Here is a 22,533-nt window from a genome sequence, read left to right as displayed (position 1 = left end):
GTTATAGAGACAAATTGTCTTTTGGGGAGTCGTCACGCCTATCTGTTCGAAGCTGCATCTATTGCTGCATTCTTGCATTTATATTATATTTTATAATATTCCTATCTTAAGGAGAAACATATGGCATCAACTCGTATCTTCGTTAGCTATGCGACGGCAAAATCATCTCGGAATGAACGAGATTTTGCCGCGCAATTTATCCTGGATCTACAAACTGCCAGAGCAGAGGTTATAACTGCCAGTGAAAGCATTTCTGACGAAAACTTTATGCAATTCCTTTATAAAGAATTGCACCAGTGCCAATACGTCGTCCTGGTGCAGAATGCCGAAGCAATCCAATCAACGCGGGTACAATCTACCATTAACCTTGCGTTAACCCTGGTTTCGCAGGGGCGTATAAAGGAAGTATTACGCATCGTTGTGGCATCCTCCTCACCAGATAAAGAGCCTCGTATTGTCGCTAATCTTCGGACATTTGACGCCACTCAGGATTACTTGAGAGCGAGAGATAAGCTATTACTCTACCTTGACTTGCTTACACTTGAGAAAGATCCAGAGGAGACCTTCATCGCTTCACGTGAAATGCGTAGAACATTGAATGAAGCGGCCTCAACAGTCACAGGTGGCTCAACCAACCACGCAACATCTCTGGAGCCCAGGTATACTCCGAGAACCGTTGAGCCTTCCATTACAGGCTTTACTAATGAAAGCAATAATGAGCAGGTATATCCCGATCGGAATGAGCCGCAAGCGCGAGCGCAACCTCCTGCCGGGAAAATCACACAATCCACACCTCCTGCAGAGCGGAAAGGAAAATTGCTGGCTAGCAGACACAAGCAAGCGCAGATAGATCGGCCCGTGCCACTCCGAGAAAACTATCAAATTGCGCCTCTCTGGATCATTATTTTCTCTGCTATCCAGGTTCTCACCTTACTCTTTGCGATTGGAGTTCTCATCTGGGGGAGAGCAGCAAATCCAACCAGCACGGTGGTAAAGGCAACACCGACTGCCGTCCCTTCTGCATTTACCAATCAACTGAATGTGCAGATTCTTTCGGCAACACAATCGCAACAAAATCCGTATGGAAGATCTAATAAATTGGTCGTCAATGATGTTCTCGATGGCAGTTCCTCTGCCAATGATTACAGTTGGGAAAACCTCAATAATGCGCAGTCTATGAGCTGCCATTTTGCCAACCAGTCCTACATGCTCACTTCAAATGGTCCTGGTAGCTGTCTGGCAACGAAGACCAGCTATAAGAATCTGACCTACCAGATACAAATGACGATAGCGCAAGGGCAGATGGGCGGAGTCACCTTTCGTGCCAGTATCGCACAACATACGTATTTCAAGTTCGAAATTACCGTGAATGGGAACTACATCATTGAGCGCAACGACAACAATAATTTGGATTACCAGATAGCAGGTGGTTTTAGTCCCGCCATTAAACAAGGGCTCAACCAGACCAATCTTATTGGTATCAATGCCAATGGTCAGGCATTGGACTTTTATGTGAACCTGCAGCATGTTGCCTCTCTACAAGACAGCCACAATCAGGCACCTGGGAGTATAGGGGTTGTCGCCAGTGGGCCAAACGAAGATTTTACAACGCAGGTTTCCTTCAAGTATGCCAGGGCATGGAGTTCCGAAGAACCGACCAATTAAAGCTGTTGATCATCGAATAGTTGTTCCTGGGAAGAATCCTTTCCATACTACTAAAGTCTCGTAATACTACCAGTACTTTGTAAAAGGTAGTTAGTATATTTGTGGGCTATTACCTTTTCGACAAGATGTGTATGCTAAAATAGTTATACATTCGTTTTCTCTTCTGTAGCAGAAGTAGTAATTCATCCAAGGAGTGAAGTCATGCCATTGCCATCCGAAAGCGATTTTCAAATTGACACGGTCTCGGTCCAGGACCTGGGCACAGGTATTGTGAATGGTGCAAAATCCGTGCAGAGCTCTCCTGATCCGGAAGCACTTGACACCTTCAAGAGCGATATAGACAAAGTTGTGCCGGAAATGCCACTGATCCTGCAGGGAAAGCTTGCCCAATTCAATACGAATTTTTATAAGGCTTATACAGACGTTTTGACGCAGCGCAGTGATATCGGGCGTATTCTGCTTAACACCGCAACCGCCGCTGATAAGCAAGAGGTTAGCGCGGTTAATGTATTCACCGATATCGCCCCCACAACACTTATCTCATAACGGAAGGAATTCATTGTGACGAAGTTTGAGGACGTAATCCAGCCGTTGCTCACCAGTCTAGAAGACCTGAGCAAGAAGAGCACTACGGCTTGCAATCACTATAACACGACAACCGATCAGTTCCAAACCTATGTCTTCGACAATATCGATGGCGCGACGGGATCTATTCCCTTTCTCGGCAAAGGTGCCCAGGGCTGTAAAGATGCCGTTAGCCGCAACGTCTCGCGTTCCCAGCATGTGACTACCAAATTACAAGATTTTCAACTGGCCTGTGATCAGACGCGCAAATCGCTTGAAGAGCTGTGTCCGCCATATGATCAAGATTCGCACTATTATCTCGGCGTCCACGATACATTTGGCAACATGGGTGGTAATGCTGATCCGTACGCGACCTCTGTGAGTCAGTTCTTTAACGAGGGCCAGGGCTATTCGCCATACAGCGGGGTTGACTCCAGCAGCATCAGTGAGACCGTCGTCTGGCGCATTCGTGAAGACACACTGCCGAGCCTGTGTGGGAATCTGGATCAGCTGCTCATTCCTGGCAAAGGGCAGCAACTGATCGAAGATAACATCAACTACGCTGTTTCCTGTATTCAGAGTGATTTCCAGAGCTTTCAGTCCAAACAGCATACTTACCTGGAAACCGCATTGAGCAGTAAAGAGATCAATAAAGATGCATGGAAGTACTATGACTCGCAGGTCAATTCCTGTTATCAGATCGCACAACACTACCTGACCACGATTGTCAACAAAATGAAACTGGGCTATGGTGAGTGGTTGGCGGAGTTCCAAACCATCGTCGGGCAATTCCAGACCGATATAGATGGGGCATCGGCAATCAGTTCGCCTAGTGTTGGAGACCTGATCGCCGATGTTACTGCTCCTGGCATGACTGGCAAAGTCTATCTGTGGCAGACTCCTAATGGCCTGATGGTAGTCGTCAAACCTGGTACCAATGCAGATGACGTCACGAAGGCTATTAACCAGTATATTGCAGCTCATGGTCTCTCAAAGGATACCGCTGTCACATTGGTTGGGTACAAAGATGGGGGAAATATCACCCAGCAGATGGTTCTGAATGCTGAACAGGGCGGCGAAAACTTTAAGGTGAACAACCTGGTCCTGGTTGGCTCAAAGCCCTTGGAGACCCTACCAGAAAATCTTAATATCATTTCATATACCACGGCAAGCAAAGAGACGCCGGAGAAGGAGATGATGATCCTTGGCCTCAAACCTGATCAGATTATTATTCCCGTCTCAGCGGTAGCACTCGCCTTCCTTACGGATGGGATAGGGGAGGCAGGGCTCGCGGCAGCCGGTAGGGAGGCACTCATCGGGGGAGGAAAGGATATCTTGAAAGAAGCGACCCTGGCCGAGATCTGGAATCATACCTTTGGCATGGGTCCCACCGCTAGTACACCCGAACGGATGAACCCATCCATGCCTTACAATGTGTACTATGATCCCGGCGATGGGAGCGGGGTCCACATGATATCGACTGTGGAGTTGTCTCAGCTCGTCTACAACAAAGTTTCGCCGAAGGCGAAGTTCTACTTTAGTCAACCTTCGGTCGTTCCAGAAGAAGGTGGTGCCAATCTGGACAATTTCACCAACAGCTCCTATCTGAATTCGCAACCCGTGCCCGATCCCAATCCCAGTGGTTATCCTCACGGCGGAATAGCTCCGATCAATACCGGAAACTAATAAATCTGACTGTTTTTCTCATGATTTTTTGTGAGAAATTACCTTGTTGAGAGAGAAATAGTACCATAAAATTCTTTTTAACTTGTTTTAGTTGAATTATATCGATATAATTCAATCGGGATGTCTTATGTACTCCATTTTACGCTTCTCAAAAGAGGTTGAAGCGTGGTGTGAAGGCGTGAGACATAGGCTTCCGACAAATTCAACCTTTACGGGGGTGTCAGCCTCCTGTGCTGTGTATGAGTTTTCGCACCGACGGTGCTCAAACAGCTTTGTAGTGGGTGCAGGCGCGCAAGCGCCAATTGCAAGATCCCGCTGGTACTGGGAGACTGACACATTTTATGACATGAGAGAGGTGTTTCTACTATGGCCGAGATTCATGCGAATACAGCAGGTATACAAATTGGCGCATCAAGGTTTTCCCAACAATCAGTGGAACTGGGTGATCTCATCACTGCCGTCAACGGAACGATTGAAGAGCTTCAATCGCTCTGGAAGGGCCCTGCAGCTATTCAGTTTGCTGATTTGATGAGTGAGTGGCACAAAGACGTCAATGATATCAAACTGGTACTCGAGACGATCTCACAAAAAGTCAACGGCGCCGGTCTGGGTTATGACGACCTGGATAGCCAGATCCAGCGTTCCTTCAGAGTATAAGTTTTCCCAACGTGGCATTTGTAGCTGCTTTATGACCTGGGAGCCTGAAGAAAAACAGGCTCCTATGGTCATATTTACTTATCCATAAACCGTTTCAATAAAAGGAATGATAAACAAAAATGGGGGGGGATTCGTACCGCAGGGGAGAAGTGTAGGTGCGTGCCAAGGCCGCAGCCGAGGTGCGCTTTCCTCGTCTCGTACAATAACACTCACCCGTAGGCTCAGATCCCATCAGATCGCATCATGATTCCAGGTGAGAGAGGCGCGCAAACGCCTTTTTATTGTGTGATGTAGAAAAGTGTAAGAAAAAACGATGCAAACAGTACTTGTTACCATTGTTGGAAGTGAAAACAGATTCGACCTGCAGGTACCTGCAGAGGTACCTGTAGGTAAACTCATCCCTATGTTGCTCGAAATTTGTGATTTCAATCGTACATCCATCCCACAACGAGGAAGAGCACAATGGACACTCTCTATGGCCGACTCAGATACGGCGTTACCAGCGATTGCATCGCTGCTTGATGCTGGAGTAGTAGACGGCTGTATTCTGCTCTTGCAGGATACGTCCTCACCAGCACGGCTACGACAAGCTCAAGAGCCTCAGCCAACCTTTCGGCCTGTGAATATCGAACCTGGCGAAAATACTGGAAATATTGGGGTGCGATGGAATATCCAGTAGAGACTATCTTAGCATCGACCGATACCATTGATGATGACTAGTGCGGAGTAGAGAGTTAGAGTTCCTATGGCAAAAACAACCTTTTATCGGCCCGTCAGAAATTATCCTGCGTCATTGCCCAATGAGCAAATACAAATTGAAGCACCTCCACAGATGCCCCAGAATCAAGGTGGTAAATTAGCTTCAATTGTGCAATATCTCTATCCCGTCTCAGGTATGTTCATTATGCTCATTTCAATGCTGTCATACTTGAGCTTTGCGAACGGCTCGCCCAATCCAATCATCATCATCGCCGAAATTTGCATCATGCCTTTGTCTCTTGGCATCATGTTCCTTTCAATGTATTTCCAACGCAGGGCGCAGAAAACGCAGCAAAAGGCTATTACTGAGTCGTATCGAGGCTATCTTGATAGTATACAGCGAAGGCTCACTGAAATTAGAAAACTCCAGGTACAGCGCAACACGCACCTGTATCCCGAACCATCTCTGTTACCAACGATTGTCGCCCAACGGCAGGCACTATGGGAACGCCGCCCGGCGGATGAGGATTTTCTCTCGGCACGTATCGGGGTCGCGCCGATTGCCCTCTGTTGTGCAGTGAACTTTAAAGAAGATTACAAAGCAAGCGTAGATCCTTCACTGCTGCAAGAAGTGCGTGATCTGGTAAATCGGAACAGCCATATTGATGGTCAGCCTCTGGTCATCTCTTTAAGAAAACTGGGATCGATTTCAGTCGTTGGTCCAAACTCGGCAGCACGCACCCTGGCACGAAGCATAGTCAGCCAGCTCGTCACATTTCATACGCCTGACGAAGTGTCTATTCTGACGTATTTTCCTCCTTCTGCCGCCCCAGAGTGGGACTGGCTAAAGTGGCTTCCCCATACACACCGTTTACGACAGGTAAATTTAGAGCATCCCACTGCGACTGATCCCTTGTGCCTGTTAGCCGATACTGTCGATGATTTACGGGTTCTTTTTGAAACGCAGATCAAGCCAGAAATAGAGTTGCGCTACAAAATGCTCAAGGGAAAAAATCAGGATGAGCTGTCGATGAAGTTCAGACATCTCATCTTTATCTTAGACGGTTTTACGCCTGGTGGCCTGCTCAGGCAAATACCTGAGCTAGAGCAAATCATGCGCGATGCTGTCCAGCTTGGCATCACTGTAATCAGCCTTGTGGACACGAAAGAGCAGGAGCCACCAGTCCTACAAGCTCGCCTTGCGCTTGCGACGACATTTCACGATTTGTACCTGTCCTACCAGGAAACCTTTCCTGATGGCAAATATGTCGAATTCATCGCCCTTGATAAAATTGAAGTGAGTCAATGCGAGCGGATTGCTCGCAGCATGGCGCCGCTTCATGTCGTTGACGGAGAGGCTAGCCTTGACTTCTCGCAAAATGTTAGCCTCTTACAGCTTCATAACATTCCAGCGATCGAGACGCTTCAGGTGGCTGATCTCTGGCGCAAGCGCAATGACAAGCAGCTTTTACGCGTTCCGATTGGCGTGCAGAAAAATGGCCCTCTCATTCTCGATGTCAAAGAAATGGCGGCTGGCGGTTTTGGACCTCACGGCCTGGTGATAGGCGCAACTGGTTCAGGTAAAAGTGAATTGCTGCGTACGGTTGTCACCAGCCTCGCGCTCACTCATGATCCCTACACCGTCAATTTTGTGCTGATAGATTTCAAGGCTGGCGCAGCTTTTGCTGAATTTGCTGATCTACCACACGTCGCGGGCATCATCACAAACCTGGAAAACGATCCTCTCCTGATTAGTCGTATGTATGACTCACTGCTAGGTGAGCAGCAGCGGCGTCAGAATTTGCTCAGCCAGGTTGGCGCTCCAAACATCATAGAATATCATAAAAAATGGCGCAATAATCCTCATATGGAGCCAATGCCATACTTGATTATTATTGTCGATGAGTTCGCTCAATTGATCGCAAACTATGAAGACTTTCTGGCGCTTTTCACCAAGTTTGGTCAGGTTGGACGTAGCCTGGGAATGCACATGATGCTCGCCACGCAACGGGTAGATGAGGGGCGTATCAGGACGCTGGAAGGCCACTTGCGTTACCGTATTGCTTTGCGTACATTCAAAGCGGATGAGAGTAGCGCAGTTATTGGAACCCATGATGCCTATTACTTGCCTCCATCGCCAGGCAGTGGCTATTTTAAAGTTGATGAGGATATCTATACCAGTTTTAAGACTGCCCTTATTTCATTACCCTATGTCCCGCTCAGCCAGCGCAATGTTGATCCCATCACGCTCTTTCGTACATTTACCGCTACAGGCCAGTTGCTTTCTCCCCAGACAAAGGATGCGACACAGCCACTACAAGCGATTACAAAACCACGTACAGAAATGCAGATGGTGATTGAGAATATCAGCCAGGCTCCAGCACCAGCCAATGGTTGGCGTGTTCACGCTGTCTGGCAAGCCCCCTTGCGCGAGAGAATAGCCCTTGCGGATGTCCTACTGCATTGTGGTCAGGGAAAATTAGATGGTTCCGCGTTTCCCACACGCGCACCCTTTGGACCACTCTGTGTTCCGATCGGTATGATTGATCGACCCGCTAAACAGGTGCAAGATCCCTTGCTCCTTGATTTCTCCGGCCTGGGCGGCCATCTGGTCGTTGTCGGAGCACCTCAAGCGGGAAAAAGCACGCTGCTTCGTACATTGATAACCTCATTGATTGTGACGCACACACCGCAAGAAGTACAGATCTATGGAATTGATTTTGGTGGCGGTTTGTTGCGTATCTTTGAGCATGCTCCTCACGTGGGCGCTATCTGTAGTAGAGCTGACAGGGATAAGCAGCAACGTGTATTGCGGCGCATGCAACGTATTGTCGCTGAACGTGAGGCGTTGTTTGCACAATACGAAATCGATGGTATGGCTAGCTATCGGCATTTGCGGCAACAAGGGCAATTTTCGCATGAGCTTTATGGGGATGTCTTTCTGTTCATCGACAATTTCGGTCAATTCCAGAGCGAGGGTGAGACCAATGATCCCGAGAGTGTTGCTCTAGTTACGTCGCTCATTGCCAGTGGCTTGACCTATGGGGTCCATGTTATTTTAACGGCCAACCAGTGGACAGATATCCGTACGAGATTGCGCAGCAACATTGGAACGCGCCTGGAGTTGCGTTTAAACGATACCAATGATTCGGAGTTTGATCGCAAAGTTGCCGCAATGATTGCAATGGAAACGCCAGGGCGCGGCTTACTGCCAGAAAAGTTGCAATTCCAGACGGCGTTGCCTATTGTAGGTGATCACGCTTCTGATGATGTCTCGTCATTTGCGCTGCAGAAGATACTCGAGACATTGATACAAAGAGTTCATACCACCTGGAAGGGGCCAGGTGCCCCCAAAATACGCGTGCTGCCGCAGGAGGTTCGCTGGGCAGATATGCCCGTTGCGGTAACTGCGCAATCACAAGGTATACCGCTTGGCTTAGAAGAGACCAATATCAATCCAGTCTTTGTCGATATGGTGCACGATGATGCACACTTCTTAATCCTTGGTGATAAAGAGTCTGGGAAAACAACGCTGCTACGGACATGGATTACCGGAATTCAGCGCTACTATACACCGGAGCAAGCGCAGATTATCATTATTGATTATCGTAAGTCATTGCTCAGTATAGCGAGCGGTAATCATGTGCTTGCTTATGTCTCTACACTGGATAAGATCAAAGAGTGTGTTCAGATGCTCAATCAAGAGTTTGAGCGACGTCTGGCGAAAATTTCCTCATATCCAGAAGAAGCAGTCACAAGCGATAGAACGTGGAATGGAACACACTATTATCTCTTCGTTGACGACTACGAGATGGTTGCCACACAAACTCCGCAATCAGGGAATCCACTCAATTCTCTTGAAGCCTTGCTACAGCCAGCAAAAGAGGTTGGTTTTCACTTGATTCTGGCCCGCCGCATCGTAGAAATCGGTCGCGCTAACTATGATCCCATCTATCGTGGTATCAAAAATATGGAAGGCCCTGGCTTCATTATGCGTGGCGATCCAGTTGAAGGGCGGCAGGTACTTCATAAACAGAGTGCATCTGATAAGTTGCCTGCTGGACGCGGTTACATGGTACGCCGTGGAGCACCGGCAATGCAGGTACAGATAACGAACACTGAAGTACAGTGAGAAGAGCAATATAAAGAGCATTTCCTCTTAACCTGAACTAGAGAAGAAAAGAGTTTTAGCGCATGGCAGACTATGTTGGGCAGCAATTTGGGCCTTACCGCCTTGTTCGTATCATAGGGAAAGGTGGCTTTGCCGATGTGTATCTGGGTGAACATGTTCACCTTGGCAGTTTTGCTGCGGTCAAAATTTTGTATGCACGCCTGATCGATGAGTATCACGAGCACTTCCTCAACGAAGCGCGTACTTTAGCCCGTCTTTCCCATCACCATATTATCCGTCTGCTCGACTTTGGTATTGAAGACGGGATTCCGTTCCTGATTATGGAGTATGCGCCCCATGGAACTCTGCGGCAACGTCATCCTTCTCCAATGCCATTGCCGCTCTCGACTGTGGTGGAGTATGTCAACCAGATTGCGGCTGGCTTGCAATCGGCTCATGATCAAAACTTGATCCATCGTGATTTGAAGCCGAGTAATGTGCTCATCAGCCAGCACAATGAGCTGTTACTCAGCGATTTTGGGGTGGCCTTGGTTGCTCAGACTACCTATTCTCAGAGTTTAGAAGGGGTGGTGGCGGGAACCGTCGCCTATGTCGCGCCCGAGCAATTGCAGGGGAAACCCCAATTGGCGAGTGACCAATATGCATTAGGGATTATGGTGTATGAGTGGTTATGTGGGGATCGTCCGTTTCATGGGACGGTTATTGAGCTGTGGGCGCAACATCAGTCGGCCTCACCGGCACCACTGCGTCAATATGTCCCTGATCTCCCAGCAGAGGTAGAGCAGGTGGTGCTGACCGCGCTTGCCAAGGATCCCAAACAACGCTTTGCGAGTGTGCGAGCGTTTGCGACCGCCCTGGAAGCGGCGAGCCGTCCTGAATCCCTGGCGGTGCTCCCTGCGAGCAACGTCTCCTCGACACAGGTACATGCTCCTGATCAAGAGGTTGTCCAGGCAGCGGTCACCGTGCGTGAACGCGTGCCCCAACCAGCAGATATTACTGAACCAGACGGATCAGCGCAATCGTCCGAGGTGAGCTCGGAGACGACAGAGGGGTCCTCGGCCATTCAGCCTGTCCTCATGGCGGCACCGACGCAAAATAGACGAAAAAAGAGGATGACAGTGGCGCTGATTGCCGTCACATTGCTGCTGCTGCTAGCGAGTACGCTTGTCTATGCGCTTGAGCGTGGAAGTAGCGTCTCTCCCTCGACATCGACAGTACACAAAAACCAATCCGCTGATAAGAGTACGCGTGTTGTCAGCCGCATGCATACGCCCACAGCCAAAACAACTCCCCACATCATACATCCCAAAACAACTCACCACCCCACAACCACACATCCCAACACAGCCTCGACACCTTCCAGCACAGTTTTAGCAACGCATGACAACCCTTCCAGCGCTGTTTCGCCAACTGCGATAGTTAGCAAGCCTACTACACCGCCAGCCACCGCCACCGCTGTTCCGACCGCCACACCGCAAACGAGCTTTGCCGTCGACGGCCAGAATCCAACCATCTACACAGTAGGTGGGAAAACGTGCGCGGCAACACAATCCAATTCAACCGCACAGAGTTTTAATCTGGGCGGCCTAACAGGAACATTGTATTTTCAGTTTAGTTTCACTTGCCACGCAGCCTGGGCCAAGGTTATATTTTCCAAACCTGTCCCACATAACTATGGAAATGCAAGCATTGTCCGTAATAACGACGGAAGATCCTATACCTGTAATGGCGGAGGAAATCTGGAAGTAGCTCCTGGTCAGACATCTTGCTATACTGGCATGGTCTATGATGGACCGGCCCAGACAGCCTCTGCTTATGCCTCTTTTACATTTTCAAATGGACAAACAGATGTCTCTTCAGAATTAGGCCCTTACTAGAGATAGAGATAGAGAAGAAAAGAGTTTTAGCACATGACAGACTATGTTGGGCAGCAATTTGGGTCTTACCGCCTGCTTCGTGTCATTGGACAGGGTGGCTTTGCCGATGTGTATCTGGGTGAACATGTTCACCTTGGCAGTTTTGCTGCAGTCAAAATTTTGTATGCACGCCTGATCAAGGAGTATCACGAGCACTTCCTCAATGAAGCGCGTACTTTAGCCCGCCTTTCCCATCATCATATTATCCGTCTGCTCGACTTTGGTATCGAAGACGGAATTCCGTTCCTGATTATGGAGTATGCACCTCATGGAACTCTGCGGCAACGTCATCCTTCTCCAATGCCATTGCCGCTCTCGACTGTGGTGGAGTATGTCAACCAGATTGCGGCTGGCTTGCAATCGGCTCATGATCAAAACTTGATTCATCGTGATCTGAAGCCGAGTAATGTGCTCATCAGCCAGCACAATGAGCTGTTACTCAGCGATTTTGGGGTGGCCTTGATGGCTCAGACTACCTATTCTCAGAGTTTAGAAGGGGTGGTGGCGGGAACCGTCGCCTATGTCGCACCCGAACAATTGCAGGGGAAACCCCAATTGGCGAGTGATCAATATGCATTAGGGATTATGGTGTATGAGTGGTTATGTGGGGATCGCCCGTTTCATGGGACGGTCATTGAGCTATGGGCACAACATCAGTCGGCCTCACCGGCACCACTGCGTCAATATGTCCTTGATCTCCCAGCAGAGGTAGAGCAGGTGGTGCTGACCGCGCTTGCCAAGGATCCCAACCAACGCTTTGCGAGTGTGCGAGCGTTTGCGACCGCCCTGGAAGCGGCGAGCCGTCCTGAATCCCTGGCGGTGCTCCCTGCGAACAACGTCTCCTCGACACAGGTACACGCTCCTGATCAAGAGGTTGTCCAGGCAGCGGTCACCGTGCGAGAACGCGCGCCCCAACCAGCAGATATTACTGAACCAGACGGATCAGCGCAATCGTCCGAGGTGAGCTCGGAGACGACGACAGAGGGGGCCTCGGCCATTCAGCCTGTCCTCATGGCGGCACCGACGCAAAATGGACGAAAAAAGAGGATGACAGTGGCGCTGATTGCCGTCACATTGCTGCTGCTGCTAGCGAGTACGCTTGTCTATGCGCTTGAGAGTGGGAGTAGCGTCTCTCCCTCGATAGTACACAAAAATCAATCTGGTAATGAAAGTAAGATTGTTGTGCAGGGCACACATTCACCTACCATTACGCGCACCGTTACGCGCACTGCCAGGGCAACTCCAACGCATCAACCCACAATAAACCCGGTAGCTCCCATCGTCCAAACTACTACGGCACCGTTTATTCCCACGACTATTGTGATACCTACTGCGACGCCTACTGCGATACCTACTGCGGCGCCTACTGCGGCGCCTACTGCGACGCCAGCGCCCGCATGCCCCTCAACTATTCAATATGGCTCGACTGGACTGTTAGTCAATACGTTGCAACGCGCCCTTAATACCCATTATAACGCTCATGATTTCTCTAACTCTCCGGACAATTTTTCACCCCCGCTCTCGGTGGATGGAGATTTTGGATCATTAACGCAGTCAGCTGTCAACGATTATCAAAGTGCAAAAGGTTTACAGGTTGATGGAGTTGTCGGTCCAATGACCTGGCACTCCCTGGGTTACTGCTAAAATAAGGAGAATATGAACAAAAACGTAGGCATTGCACGAAGCGCAGCGCAGGTCAATGCTCCTTTGCTCGTACGAGCATCTCGACCGCCAGCCACCGCCACCGCTGTTCCGACCGCCACACCACAAACGAGCTTTGCAGTCGACGGCCAGAATCCAACAACCTATACAGTAGGCGGGAAAACGTGCGCGGCAACACAATCCAATTCAACCGCACAGAGTTTTAATCTGGGCGGCCTAACAGGAACATTGTATTTTCAGTTTAGTTTCACTTGCCACGCAGCCTGGGCCAAGGTTATCTTCTCCAAACCTGTCCCGCATAACTATGGAGATGCAAGCATTGTCCGTAATAACGACGGAAGATCCTATACCTGTAATGGCGGAGGAAATCTGGAGGTAGCTCCTGGTCAGACATCTTGCTATACTGGCATGGTCTATGATGGACCTGCCCAGACAGCCTCTGCTTATGCCTCTTTTACATTTTCAAATGGACAAACAGATGTCTCTTCAGAATTAGGCCCGTACTAGAGATAAAGAAGAAAAGAGTTTTAGCACATGACAAACTATGTTGGGCAGCAATTTGGGTCTTACCGCCTGCTTCGTATCATTGGACAGGGTGGTTTTGCCGATGTGTATCTGGGTGAACACGTTCACCTTGGCAGTTTTGCTGCGGTCAAAATTTTGTATGCACGTTTGATCGATGAGTATCACGAACATTTCCTCAATGAAGCGCGTACTTTAGCACGCCTTTCCCATCACCATATTATCCGTCTGCTCGACTTTGGTATCGAAGACAGGATTCCGTTCCTGATTATGGAGTATGCGCCCCATGGAACCTTGCGGCAACGTCATCCTTCTCCACTGCCATTGCCGCTCTCGACTGTGGTGGAGTATGTCAACCAGATTGCGGCTGGCTTGCAATCGGCTCATGATCAAAACTTAATTCATCGTGATCTGAAGCCGAGTAATGTGCTCATCAGCCAGCACAATGAGCTGTTACTCAGCGATTTTGGGGTGGCCTTGATCGCCCAGACCACCTATTCTCAGAGTTTAGAAGGGGTCGTGGCTGGAACCGTGGCCTATGTGGCGCCCGAACAATTGCAGGGGAAACCCCAATTGGCGAGTGATCAATATGCATTAGGGATTATGGTGTATGAGTGGTTGTGTGGGGAGCGCCCGTTTCATGGAACGGTCATTGAGCTGTGGGCGCAACATCAGTCGGCCACCCCTGCGCCACTGCGTCAATATGTCCTTGATCTGCCAGCAGAGGTAGAGCAGGTGGTGCTGACCGCGCTTGCCAAGGACCCCAAACAACGCTTTGCGAGTGTGCGAGCGTTTGCGACTGCCCTGGAAGCAGCGAGCCGTCCTGAAGCTATAGCGGTGCTCCCTGCGAAGATTGGACCGTCGACAGAGGTACACGCTGCTGATCAGGAGGTTGTCCAGGCACCGGTCACCGTGCGAGAACGCGCGCCCCAACCAGCAGATATTACTGAGCCAGACGGATCAGCGCAATCGTCTGAGGTGAGTTTGGAGACGACGACTGAAGGTTCCTCTGCCATTCAGCCTGCGCTCATGACGGCACCGACGCAAAATGGACGAAAAAAGAGCATGACCGTGGCGCTGCTTGCCGTCACATTGCTGCTGCTGCTAGCGAGTACGCTTGTTGTCTATGGGCTTGAGCGTGGAAGTAGCGTCTCTCCCTTGATATCGACAGTACACAAAAACCAAGCCGGTAATGAAAGTAAGATTGTTAACCAGGGCACACATTCACCTACCGTTACGCCCACCGTCCAGGCTCAGGCCACAGCCAATGCTCAGATCATAGCCACAGCTCAGGCACAAGGAAAACCACAGTTGTTGTGGACCTTTGCGACTGGAAGCCTGGTCAGATCCTCGCCCGCAGTGGTCAACGGAAGCGTGTATGTCGGCTCTGATAATGGAAATCTCTTTGCCATCAGTAGTGTCACAGGTCAGCAAGAGTGGATCTTTGCAACCAGAAGCCAGATTAACTCCCGCCCTACGGTGGTCAACGGGGTTGTCTATGTCGGTTCTGGTGATAATAATCTCTATGCCCTCGATGCCATGACCGGTCAAGAAAAGTGGGCCTTTCCAACGGGCAGCGGGATCTCGGCTTCACCTATGGTGGTCAATGGGACTGTCTATATCAGCTCAGGCAGTGGCAAGCTCTATGCCGTCGATACCACGACCGGTCAGCAGAAGTGGTTTTTTACAGCTGGTGGCCCGTTCTGGGGATCGCTCATCGTCGCCAATGGTGTGGTTTATGCGGGTTCCCTTGATCATCGTTTCTATGCCCTCGATGCCGCGACTGGCCGGGAAAAGTGGGCCTTCACGACCGAGGGCTATAGCGCGGTCTCGCCTGCTATCGCTAATGGCGTAGTCTATGTGGGCGCCCTTGATTCAAGGATCTATGCCATTGATGCCACGACTGGTCAGCAGAAGTGGGTCTTTGTAACAGGTGACGCGATCTGGTCCGCACCCACGGTGGTCAATGGCGTGGTCTACGTCGGCTCCAATGATCATAAGCTCTATGCCCTCGATGCCGCTACCGGTCAGCAAAGGTGGGCTTTTCCGGCGGGAGACAAGGTCTGGTCCGCACCCACGGTGGTCAATGGCGTGGTCTATGTCGGCTCCATGGATCATAAGCTCTATGCTATTAATACTACTACTGGCCAGCAAAAGTGGGCTTTTCTGACGGGAGATGCTATCCAGTTCTCTTCACCTATCGTCGTCAATGGGGTCCTCTATATAGGTTCCAATGATCATAAACTCTATGCCATTGCTATCGGTTGAGAGTGTTTGTGATTTCATTCATAAGGAGGCACCTATGAACAGTATCGCCGATGGAGCAGTAATCATCCAGAGCACACAGGAGTCCGTTCCCTCAATCCCTTGCTGGTTTGGCGAAGTGGCACTCATGGCAGCCTATCTCTGCCAACATGGCATGCTGACGAAGATCAGCGAACGGGTACGCTTTGCGCGGCGGCCTTTCGGTCAGTATGAGGTCATCGACTTTGTGGCCGTGCTTTTCGGGTATGCTCTCAGTGGCGAACGCACGCTAGAGCTATTCTACGAACGACTTCAGCCTTTTGCCGTTCCTTTCATGGCCCTCTTCGGACGAGATCACCTGCCTGCCCGCTCGACCCTCTCGCGCTTTTTGGCAGCACTGACAAGAGAGCCGATTGAAGCTTTGCGGACGCTCTTTCTCGAAGACCTACTGGAGCAACGAGCCGACTTTGAGCAGTACCTCTGCGGGCTGACCGACCGAACAGGCAAGTTGTGGAAGGTCTTCGACATCGATGGGACACGAGAGGCGGCCCGTCAACGAGCCTTGCCGGAGAGAGAAGACCAGCCTGCTGCGCAACGTCGTCTTGATGAGGTGTGTGCAGCAGGCTACACGGGACGCAAATTCTTCTTTGTGAACGAACACTGTTTTTGTATCTGCTTCTGCTGAAGCGAAAGAGCATTGCCTGAGCTGAAGACATTGCAGGTACCATAGCTATCCCAGCCCATGTCCCGGCGTCACAGGCCATGTTGCTCATCACTCACTCTCGTTGCGCAACGCGTGGGCTTTGAAGGGTTGCCCGCTAATGATCTTTTACCAATGAAAATGGTACAAAATGAAAAGGGACGGGGAGAACCAAAGTAGCGGCCACCGTTCTACGGTGGAGTCGTACGCGAAACACCCCTGGAAGACACTCCAAGAGAGCTGAGAGCAGGTGTCAGGGGTGATGCTCACCAATGGGGGGAAGAGGCCAGGGCTGCGCCCTTCAAATGAAGCTTGACAGAGTAGCAACCGAGGTGCGCTTTCCCCTTCATCGTACGAGCATCTCGCCCGTAGGCCATTGCTCCCCCAACATCCATGTCGGGGGACAGTGCAGAGCGTTGGGGCGAGATGGTGGTACGTGAACGGGAAAGCGCACCTCGGCTGCGGCCTCGGCACGCACCTACACTTCTCCATCATGCTTCCAGGTAGTTGAACCGTATTGGGGGATATCCCAAACCCCGGCAAAGGGTGGCGAGCCCTTTGCAATCCCGCTTGAAAAGCCTTTTTTGGCTCGGAAGAGCAACCTCCAGATTCACCGTTGTCCGCTTGCTGCCGAAGATGTATGGCGCTACGCAATGGCGCGTCCCGCACGGAAACGATCAATGAGCACCGCGATGACGATTACCGCGCCTTTAATGATTTGCTGATAGAAAAACGGAACATTCATCAATACCAGGCCATCATTGAGAATACCGATGATCAGCACACCAATGAGCGTGCCGACGATTGATCCTACACCACCTACAAAGCTGGTGCCGCCGAGAATGACGGCTGCGATAGCATCAAGTTCATAGCCCTGGCCGCCAGTTGGCTGGGCACTCAAGAGGCGCGCAGAAAAGATAATGCCAGCAATACCGGCACAGATGCCACTGATGGTGTACACCCATAGGATATTCCAATCAACTCGGATGCCGCTCAAGCGTGCGGCCTGTTCGTTGCCACCGATGGCGTACACATGACGGCCAAAGGTAGTCCGCGTCAGTACAATATAGCTAATGATAAAGACGATCAGCGCAATGATAACTGGCATGGGTATCGGGCCAAGTGAGCCACCACCGAGGAAGCCAAAGCTGAGGTCGGTTTTGATGAGCGGATAGGCTCCTGTTGTCACATAGGCGAGTCCACGCAGGTACGTTAGCGCACCAAGGGTGACGATAAATGCGGGCAGCTTCAATTTTGCGATCAGCACTCCATTGAGGAGTCCGCATAAGGCTCCGGTGACAATGCCTCCCAATACCGCGAAAAAGCCAGGAACGCCGATGGCGTCAAGTCCCACGGCCAGCACACCGGCAACTGCCAATGCCGAACCGACACTTAGATCGATGCCACCTGTTAAGATAACAAAGGTCATACCTGCCGCGAGTACAGCATTAATTGAAACCTGACGGGCAACGTTGAGTAAATTACCGACTTCCAGGAAGTGTGGGGCGAAGATAGCCATGATAATACATAATATGAGCAAAACCAGCGCCATGCTGAGCTGCTGCCACAACCGATATGCTCGCCCACGCACTGATGTATCTTTTGCTTCTGCGAACCTTGCGGTGTTCACTGCTTGCGTGTTTTTGATGGTTCCCATTGCTCTGTTTCCATCCCTTCCTGATGAAAAGGTGTCCAGTCCAGTCCAGTCCAGTATCACTGAAGGCTACACTGCCTCTACACGCATTACTCTCTTATTTTAATGTACTGCCAGCCCGGCGGCATGTGTCATAATCTCTTCCTGTGTCGTGGTGCGACCAGGTAATTCAGCCGCGATGCGTCCTTCATGCATCACCAGGATACGGTCGCTCATCCCCAGGACTTCTGGCAATTCGGACGAGATCATTAAGATTGCAACCCCGCTGTGAGCCAGCTTGCTCATGATGCGATAGATTTCGGCCTTGGCCCCAACATCAACACCTCGCGTCGGCTCGTCAAGCAGCAGAATCTTAGGCTTAATGGTCAGCCAGCGTGCCAGCACGACTTTTTGCTGGTTGCCTCCGCTCAGGTTCAGCACCTTTTGTTTGAGTGAAGCGAGACGAATGCCCAGGTTGTCCACCTGCTCTTGCGCGATATGATGGATGCGTCCCATATTGAGCAGCCCACCGGTCGTCATTTTCGACAGTGTGTTCATGGCAATATTTTCTTGCACCGCCAATTCGAGGAACAGTCCCTGCTCTTTACGGCTCTCTGGCACAAGACCTATGCCTGCGCGAATAGCATCAATCGTACTATGAATGGTCACTGACTTCCCATCAACCCTGATCTCTCCAGAGATATGACGATCAGCGCCAAATATCAGGCGTGCCAGTTCAGTGCGTCCCGCCCCGATCAGCCCCGCCAGCCCAACAATCTCTCCCCGCCGCAATAGCAGATTGGTACCTTGAATATATTCTCTGTCAGAGAGGTTGCGTACCTCCAATACCGTATCCCCGATCTTAACCGCCGCATGCTCGTACAGCTCATTGATTTCTCGGCCAACCATACTCTGAATAAGCTTACTATCGGTGATATCGGCACGCTCCATCGTCGTCACGTATTGCCCATCACGTAAAACAGTGGCGCGGTCGGCCAGCTCGTATATCTCTGCCATACGGTGAGAAATGTAGATGATCGTGATACCACGACTTTTCAACGTGCGCATGATGTCAAAAAGCTTCTTTGTCTCTCGTCCTGTAAGAGATGCCGTTGGCTCGTCCATTACCACAATCCGCGCATTTTCAGAGAGCGCCCTGGATATCTCAACCAGTTGTTGTTGGGCGATACTCAGACGCCCGACCCTGGTCGAAGGAGAGAATGTCGCGCCAATCTGTGCCAGCACTTCCTGTGTCTCTTGATTCATGTGTCGGAAGTCGATCCAGCCGAGCGGTGAGTGCGGCTCTCGGCCCATAAAGATATTCTCAGCGACAGTCAAATTGGGCGAAAGGTTCAACTCCTGGTGGATAATGCTGATGCCCAGAGCGCGAGCTTTATTTGGATTGTCGATGACAACTGACTTGCCAGACAACTCAATTGTGCCGCTATCGGGACGATAGACCCCCGCTAAAATCTTCATCAGCGTCGATTTTCCCGCTCCGTTCTCCCCCACGAGCGCATGGATTTCACCCTCTCTGATTTCAAGATGCATATCTTGCAGCGCTTTTACTCCCGGAAAGCGTTTTGAGATATGCTCCATACGCAGGTTGACGTTCCCTGGCACTCTGTGCTCTGGTAAGCTCTCTTTGCTACTCTCATCCATACTTCTTCTCTTATCTGCTTTGTGCGCTGGCGCTGGTGTGTGTGTGTGTATGTATGGGGGCACTACCGTGTATGTGGGCACTACGAAGAATGGAGGTTAGATGTGCCAGCCCTTGTAGCTGTTCACGTTACTCTGAGTGACAAGATTCACAGGTATCTTGAAATCATTCTGTGGCAACTTCTGGTGATTGAGGACCTGTATGCCAAGTTGTACCGCTTGTTGGGCTATCTGATCAGGTGCCTGGGCCGATGTGGCAGTGAATATGCCTCTGGTTTTCAAGGATGCTATCGCATCAGGGGAACCATCAACACTGACCTCAAAGAAATCGCTGCGCTTTGCCTGCTTGGCCGCCAGCTCAACGCCCAGAGCAGTTGGATCGTTAATAGCGAAGATCGCATCCAACTTTGGATTAGCGGTCAGGATGTTCGAGCCAAGGTCAAGTCCGACATTGCGATCCCCTGTTCCGACCTGGGTCGCCACAACCTTAAGGCCGGGATTCTTAGCCAGAACCTCAGTACACCCTTTCATACGATCCTGGACAGCGGTTACTGGTGGGCCATCAACAATGGCGATCTGCCCATGGCCCTTCAGTCTGTCGGCCATATACTGGCAGGCAGATCTGCCTGCCGCAACATTATCCGAGGTCACCGTGGCCGCGACACCGCCCTGTGCGCCCACATCTACGGCGACCACCGGGATACCCGCCGCGGTTGCGCGTTTCACTGAGGGTGCAATACCCGCGGAATCAACGGCATTCAGCAGAATAAGCACGACACGTTTCTGGATAAAATTATCCATTTGATCGCTCTGTACACCGATATCATGGTGAGCGTCCTGGAGGTCTACCTTTGCTCCTATTCTGGTAGCGGCGGCTTCCGCGCCATGCTGAATAGCGACAAAGAATGGATTGTCGATGGCCTGTACGCTCAAACCAATGGTTTTGCTCTGAGGGCTAAAGGTGGTGGTACACCCGGAAAGGAGCATACTTCCCAGCAGCACGAAAAGAGCAAGTGTCAACACTGACTTTCGCATAGAGAAGATCCTCTACAAGTTCATGGATTGGGAGACGCTAAAATACTGGAATCCAGGAGCGCAATAATAGTAGAGCTTAAACTAAATAGTTTGCTGCTTATATATAATATATACAATCGATTTCATATACAGTCAAGTGCACCAGGCAGGCAGATTGTATGGCGAAGTATTGGAGATCTGTGAATGGCGCTCAATCCTCCACTCAGTCTTGTTTAACTCCCCTGTCTTGTATTATGAGATAAATCACGAACTACATGTGAAGTGTTCCATAGTATCTTGCACCATATCAAGGTATTCTATGCACAGAAGAGAGACGCGGCGGGGCGAGTAAGTGGATTGCTTCGCCGGTGTCAATCTGATAGCACAAAAGAGTTTTTTGAAGATATCAATCGCGAGAATGAAAGGGAAATCAGGATGAAACTTTTCCGCAATGCACAAAATGAGAAATCGGTTGTGGCGCAGAACAATGAGATCGAACTTAGCGATCAGGAGCTGGCAAGCGTAAGCGGTGGTTGTGGCAACGAGTACCGTTTTGATCGTGAGCACGAGCACCGCCACTATGGTCATCAGGACGAGGACTGCTATCATAGCGAGCATCATCATTATGAGCGCCGTCGCCGCCATCACCATGATTGCTTTTAACGCTGGCTGAGCCAGTCGAATGCTACGGGAAGTAAGAGGCAGATGGGCAGAGAGCCCAATGCCTCTTTTCTTGTTGTCCTTACTGCTGGCTTTGTCCTTGTTGTCCTTGCAAAAATGCGTCCAGGCGTTGGGCGACGAGGTCGGGAGCCTCGACGGGGAGCCAGTGGCTGTAGTCGGCGAAGTGTTCAACCTGTGCCTTCCCGAAGCGTTCGGCCCGCTCCGGCGTGATAAAGGGACTTTTATCGCCCCAGAGCACTGTTGTGGGTACCTGTGCCATCAAGTCCAGCAGGCGCTCCTCCCAGCCCTTAAAATCCCTGGCATTGATGCCGCGGTAGAGCTGGAGCATCATGCGTTGCGTGGCCGCTTTACAGAAAAGGCCCAGAAAGCCCTCCGTTTTGAAACGGGGGATGAATGGGCGTTCCTTTGTGGGAGGGATAGTGGGGCAGGCTCATCTCGCATCGCACCCACCTCTCCAGAACGTTCGCAGTTCGAGTGGGTTCCCTTTCATCAATCAGGTCCTGTCTTCTTGACCGGTATGAACAGGAGATGCTAAGATAGCATCAGAAGAGAGTCGAAGAGATGTGAACGAGAGGGGTGGCGGATGTTGACGTACGAATATAAGTTGCAAGGGAATCGGGCACAGTATGCCGCCATTGAAGAAGCTCTCCGCGTCACGCAATTCATTCGCAACAAGTGTCTTCGTCTCTGGATGGATGAAAAAAGGATCGCGAAGAATGACCTGCAGGCTTATTGTGCCGTCCTGGCCCACGACTTCGATTTTGCCCACAAGCTCAATTCCCAGGCTCGTCAAGCCGCCGCAGATCGCGCCTGGCACGCTATCACCCGCTTCTATGAAAACTGCAAGAGCAAAAAGCCTGGGAAGAAAGGGTATCCGCGCTTTCAAAGAGACAACCGCAGTGTTGAATATAAGACGTCGGGCTGGAAGTTGGAAGCCGATGGGAACCATATCACGTTTCGCGATGGCTGTGGCATTGGGCGTCTCCGCTTGATTGGCACCCGCGCCATTGAAACCTTTCCCCTCCAGCAGATCAAGCGCGTGCGCATCATCAAACGGGCAGCTGGTTTTTTCTGTCAGTTTTGTGTGCAAGCAGACCGC

Annotated in this window: 17 protein-coding genes; 13 read left to right on the top strand and 4 right to left on the bottom strand. The window is 50.7% G+C overall.

The window, feature by feature from the left end; translation table 11 throughout:
- The first annotated feature begins 120 nt into the window (after window positions 1–120).
- The 11 genes from F1593_RS17880 to F1593_RS17830 all read left to right on the top strand — a co-directional run bounded on the left by F1593_RS17880 (window position 121) and on the right by F1593_RS17830 (window position 16,432).
- Window positions 121–1,665, top strand: a complete 1,545-nt coding sequence (locus F1593_RS17880) for a TIR domain-containing protein (RefSeq protein ID WP_149402929.1) — start codon at window positions 121–123, stop codon at window positions 1,663–1,665.
- Between the two features lie 201 nt (window positions 1,666–1,866).
- Entirely contained in the window at window positions 1,867–2,211 is a 345-nt protein-coding gene (locus tag F1593_RS17875) for a hypothetical protein (RefSeq protein ID WP_149402928.1), read from the top strand.
- Window positions 2,212–2,226: 15 nt separating this feature from the next.
- Entirely contained in the window at window positions 2,227–3,915 is a 1,689-nt protein-coding gene (locus F1593_RS17870; RefSeq protein ID WP_149402927.1) for a hypothetical protein, read from the top strand.
- A 366-nt stretch (window positions 3,916–4,281) separates the two neighbouring features.
- Window positions 4,282–4,572, top strand: a complete 291-nt coding sequence (locus F1593_RS17865; protein WP_149402926.1) for a WXG100 family type VII secretion target — start codon at window positions 4,282–4,284, stop codon at window positions 4,570–4,572.
- A gap of 313 nt (window positions 4,573–4,885) precedes the next feature.
- On the top strand, window positions 4,886–5,251 hold the full coding sequence (locus F1593_RS17860) for an EsaB/YukD family protein (RefSeq protein ID WP_149402925.1): 366 nt from the start codon (window positions 4,886–4,888) through the stop codon (window positions 5,249–5,251).
- Window positions 5,252–5,317: 66 nt separating this feature from the next.
- Complete coding sequence (eccCa, locus tag F1593_RS17855; protein WP_149402924.1) at window positions 5,318–9,403, top strand: type VII secretion protein EccCa; 4,086 nt, start codon at window positions 5,318–5,320, stop codon at window positions 9,401–9,403.
- A 62-nt stretch (window positions 9,404–9,465) separates the two neighbouring features.
- Window positions 9,466–11,280 carry a serine/threonine protein kinase gene (locus tag F1593_RS17850; protein ID WP_149402923.1) on the top strand — a complete coding sequence of 605 codons (1,815 nt, stop codon included), beginning with the start codon at window positions 9,466–9,468 and terminating at the stop codon, window positions 11,278–11,280.
- A 33-nt stretch (window positions 11,281–11,313) separates the two neighbouring features.
- The gene (locus tag F1593_RS17845; RefSeq protein WP_149402922.1) at window positions 11,314–12,963 is read left to right on the top strand and encodes a serine/threonine-protein kinase; all 1,650 of its coding nucleotides are present in this window, start codon (window positions 11,314–11,316) and stop codon (window positions 12,961–12,963) included.
- Window positions 12,964–12,975: 12 nt separating this feature from the next.
- Window positions 12,976–13,488 carry a DUF2690 domain-containing protein gene (locus F1593_RS17840; RefSeq protein ID WP_149402921.1) on the top strand — a complete coding sequence of 171 codons (513 nt, stop codon included), beginning with the start codon at window positions 12,976–12,978 and terminating at the stop codon, window positions 13,486–13,488.
- Window positions 13,489–13,515: 27 nt separating this feature from the next.
- A complete protein-coding gene (locus F1593_RS17835; protein WP_149402920.1) occupies window positions 13,516–15,771 on the top strand; it encodes a serine/threonine-protein kinase in 2,256 nt (751 codons plus the stop codon).
- Window positions 15,772–15,805: 34 nt separating this feature from the next.
- Window positions 15,806–16,432, top strand: a complete 627-nt coding sequence (locus F1593_RS17830; RefSeq protein WP_216368905.1) for a hypothetical protein — start codon at window positions 15,806–15,808, stop codon at window positions 16,430–16,432.
- Window positions 16,433–17,093: 661 nt separating this feature from the next.
- Here the strand turns inward: F1593_RS17830 and F1593_RS17825 are convergent.
- The 3 genes from F1593_RS17825 to F1593_RS17815 form a co-directional block, all read right to left on the bottom strand.
- Window positions 17,094–18,104 (bottom strand): ABC transporter permease subunit, encoded by a 1,011-nt coding sequence (locus tag F1593_RS17825; protein ID WP_149402919.1) that lies wholly within the window; start codon window positions 18,102–18,104, stop codon window positions 17,094–17,096.
- A gap of 99 nt (window positions 18,105–18,203) precedes the next feature.
- On the bottom strand, window positions 18,204–19,742 hold the full coding sequence (locus F1593_RS17820) for a sugar ABC transporter ATP-binding protein (RefSeq protein WP_149402918.1): 1,539 nt from the start codon (window positions 19,740–19,742) through the stop codon (window positions 18,204–18,206).
- Between the two features lie 96 nt (window positions 19,743–19,838).
- On the bottom strand, window positions 19,839–20,774 hold the full coding sequence (locus F1593_RS17815; RefSeq protein WP_149402917.1) for an ABC transporter substrate-binding protein: 936 nt from the start codon (window positions 20,772–20,774) through the stop codon (window positions 19,839–19,841).
- A 414-nt stretch (window positions 20,775–21,188) separates the two neighbouring features.
- Here F1593_RS17815 and F1593_RS17810 point away from each other — a divergent pair, with 414 nt between their 5' ends.
- Window positions 21,189–21,416, top strand: coding sequence for a bacteriocin (locus F1593_RS17810; RefSeq protein ID WP_149402916.1), 228 nt, complete (start codon window positions 21,189–21,191; stop codon window positions 21,414–21,416).
- Between the two features lie 79 nt (window positions 21,417–21,495).
- On the opposite strand, the gene F1593_RS17805 is transcribed toward F1593_RS17810, so the two are convergent.
- Complete coding sequence (locus F1593_RS17805; protein WP_149402915.1) at window positions 21,496–21,765, bottom strand: alpha/beta fold hydrolase; 270 nt, start codon at window positions 21,763–21,765, stop codon at window positions 21,496–21,498.
- Window positions 21,766–22,017: 252 nt separating this feature from the next.
- Here F1593_RS17805 and F1593_RS17800 point away from each other — a divergent pair.
- Window positions 22,018–22,533: transposase (locus F1593_RS17800; protein ID WP_149402914.1), on the top strand; the 516-nt coding region annotated here is incomplete at its 3' end.

Source organism: Dictyobacter arantiisoli, from assembly GCF_008326305.1.
Classification (GTDB): Bacteria; Chloroflexota; Ktedonobacteria; order Ktedonobacterales; family Ktedonobacteraceae; genus Dictyobacter; species Dictyobacter arantiisoli.
Note: the sequence above shows the minus strand (reverse complement) of the source record. Positions and strands in the feature narration are given on the sequence as shown.

Coding starts and splice junctions, on each gene's coding strand:
- F1593_RS17880 (WP_149402929.1), top strand. CDS start 121: ATGGCATCAACTCGTATCTTCGTTAGCTATGCGACGGCAAAATCATCT.
- F1593_RS17875 (WP_149402928.1), top strand. CDS start 1,867: ATGCCATTGCCATCCGAAAGCGATTTTCAAATTGACACGGTCTCGGTC.
- F1593_RS17865 (WP_149402926.1), top strand. CDS start 4,282: ATGGCCGAGATTCATGCGAATACAGCAGGTATACAAATTGGCGCATCA.
- F1593_RS17860 (WP_149402925.1), top strand. CDS start 4,886: ATGCAAACAGTACTTGTTACCATTGTTGGAAGTGAAAACAGATTCGAC.
- eccCa (WP_149402924.1), top strand. CDS start 5,318: ATGGCAAAAACAACCTTTTATCGGCCCGTCAGAAATTATCCTGCGTCA.
- F1593_RS17850 (WP_149402923.1), top strand. CDS start 9,466: ATGGCAGACTATGTTGGGCAGCAATTTGGGCCTTACCGCCTTGTTCGT.
- F1593_RS17845 (WP_149402922.1), top strand. CDS start 11,314: ATGACAGACTATGTTGGGCAGCAATTTGGGTCTTACCGCCTGCTTCGT.
- F1593_RS17840 (WP_149402921.1), top strand. CDS start 12,976: ATGAACAAAAACGTAGGCATTGCACGAAGCGCAGCGCAGGTCAATGCT.
- F1593_RS17835 (WP_149402920.1), top strand. CDS start 13,516: ATGACAAACTATGTTGGGCAGCAATTTGGGTCTTACCGCCTGCTTCGT.
- F1593_RS17830 (WP_216368905.1), top strand. CDS start 15,806: ATGAACAGTATCGCCGATGGAGCAGTAATCATCCAGAGCACACAGGAG.
- F1593_RS17825 (WP_149402919.1), bottom strand. CDS start 18,104: ATGGGAACCATCAAAAACACGCAAGCAGTGAACACCGCAAGGTTCGCA.
- F1593_RS17820 (WP_149402918.1), bottom strand. CDS start 19,742: ATGGATGAGAGTAGCAAAGAGAGCTTACCAGAGCACAGAGTGCCAGGG.
- F1593_RS17815 (WP_149402917.1), bottom strand. CDS start 20,774: ATGCGAAAGTCAGTGTTGACACTTGCTCTTTTCGTGCTGCTGGGAAGT.
- F1593_RS17810 (WP_149402916.1), top strand. CDS start 21,189: ATGAAACTTTTCCGCAATGCACAAAATGAGAAATCGGTTGTGGCGCAG.
- F1593_RS17805 (WP_149402915.1), bottom strand. CDS start 21,765: ATGATGCTCCAGCTCTACCGCGGCATCAATGCCAGGGATTTTAAGGGC.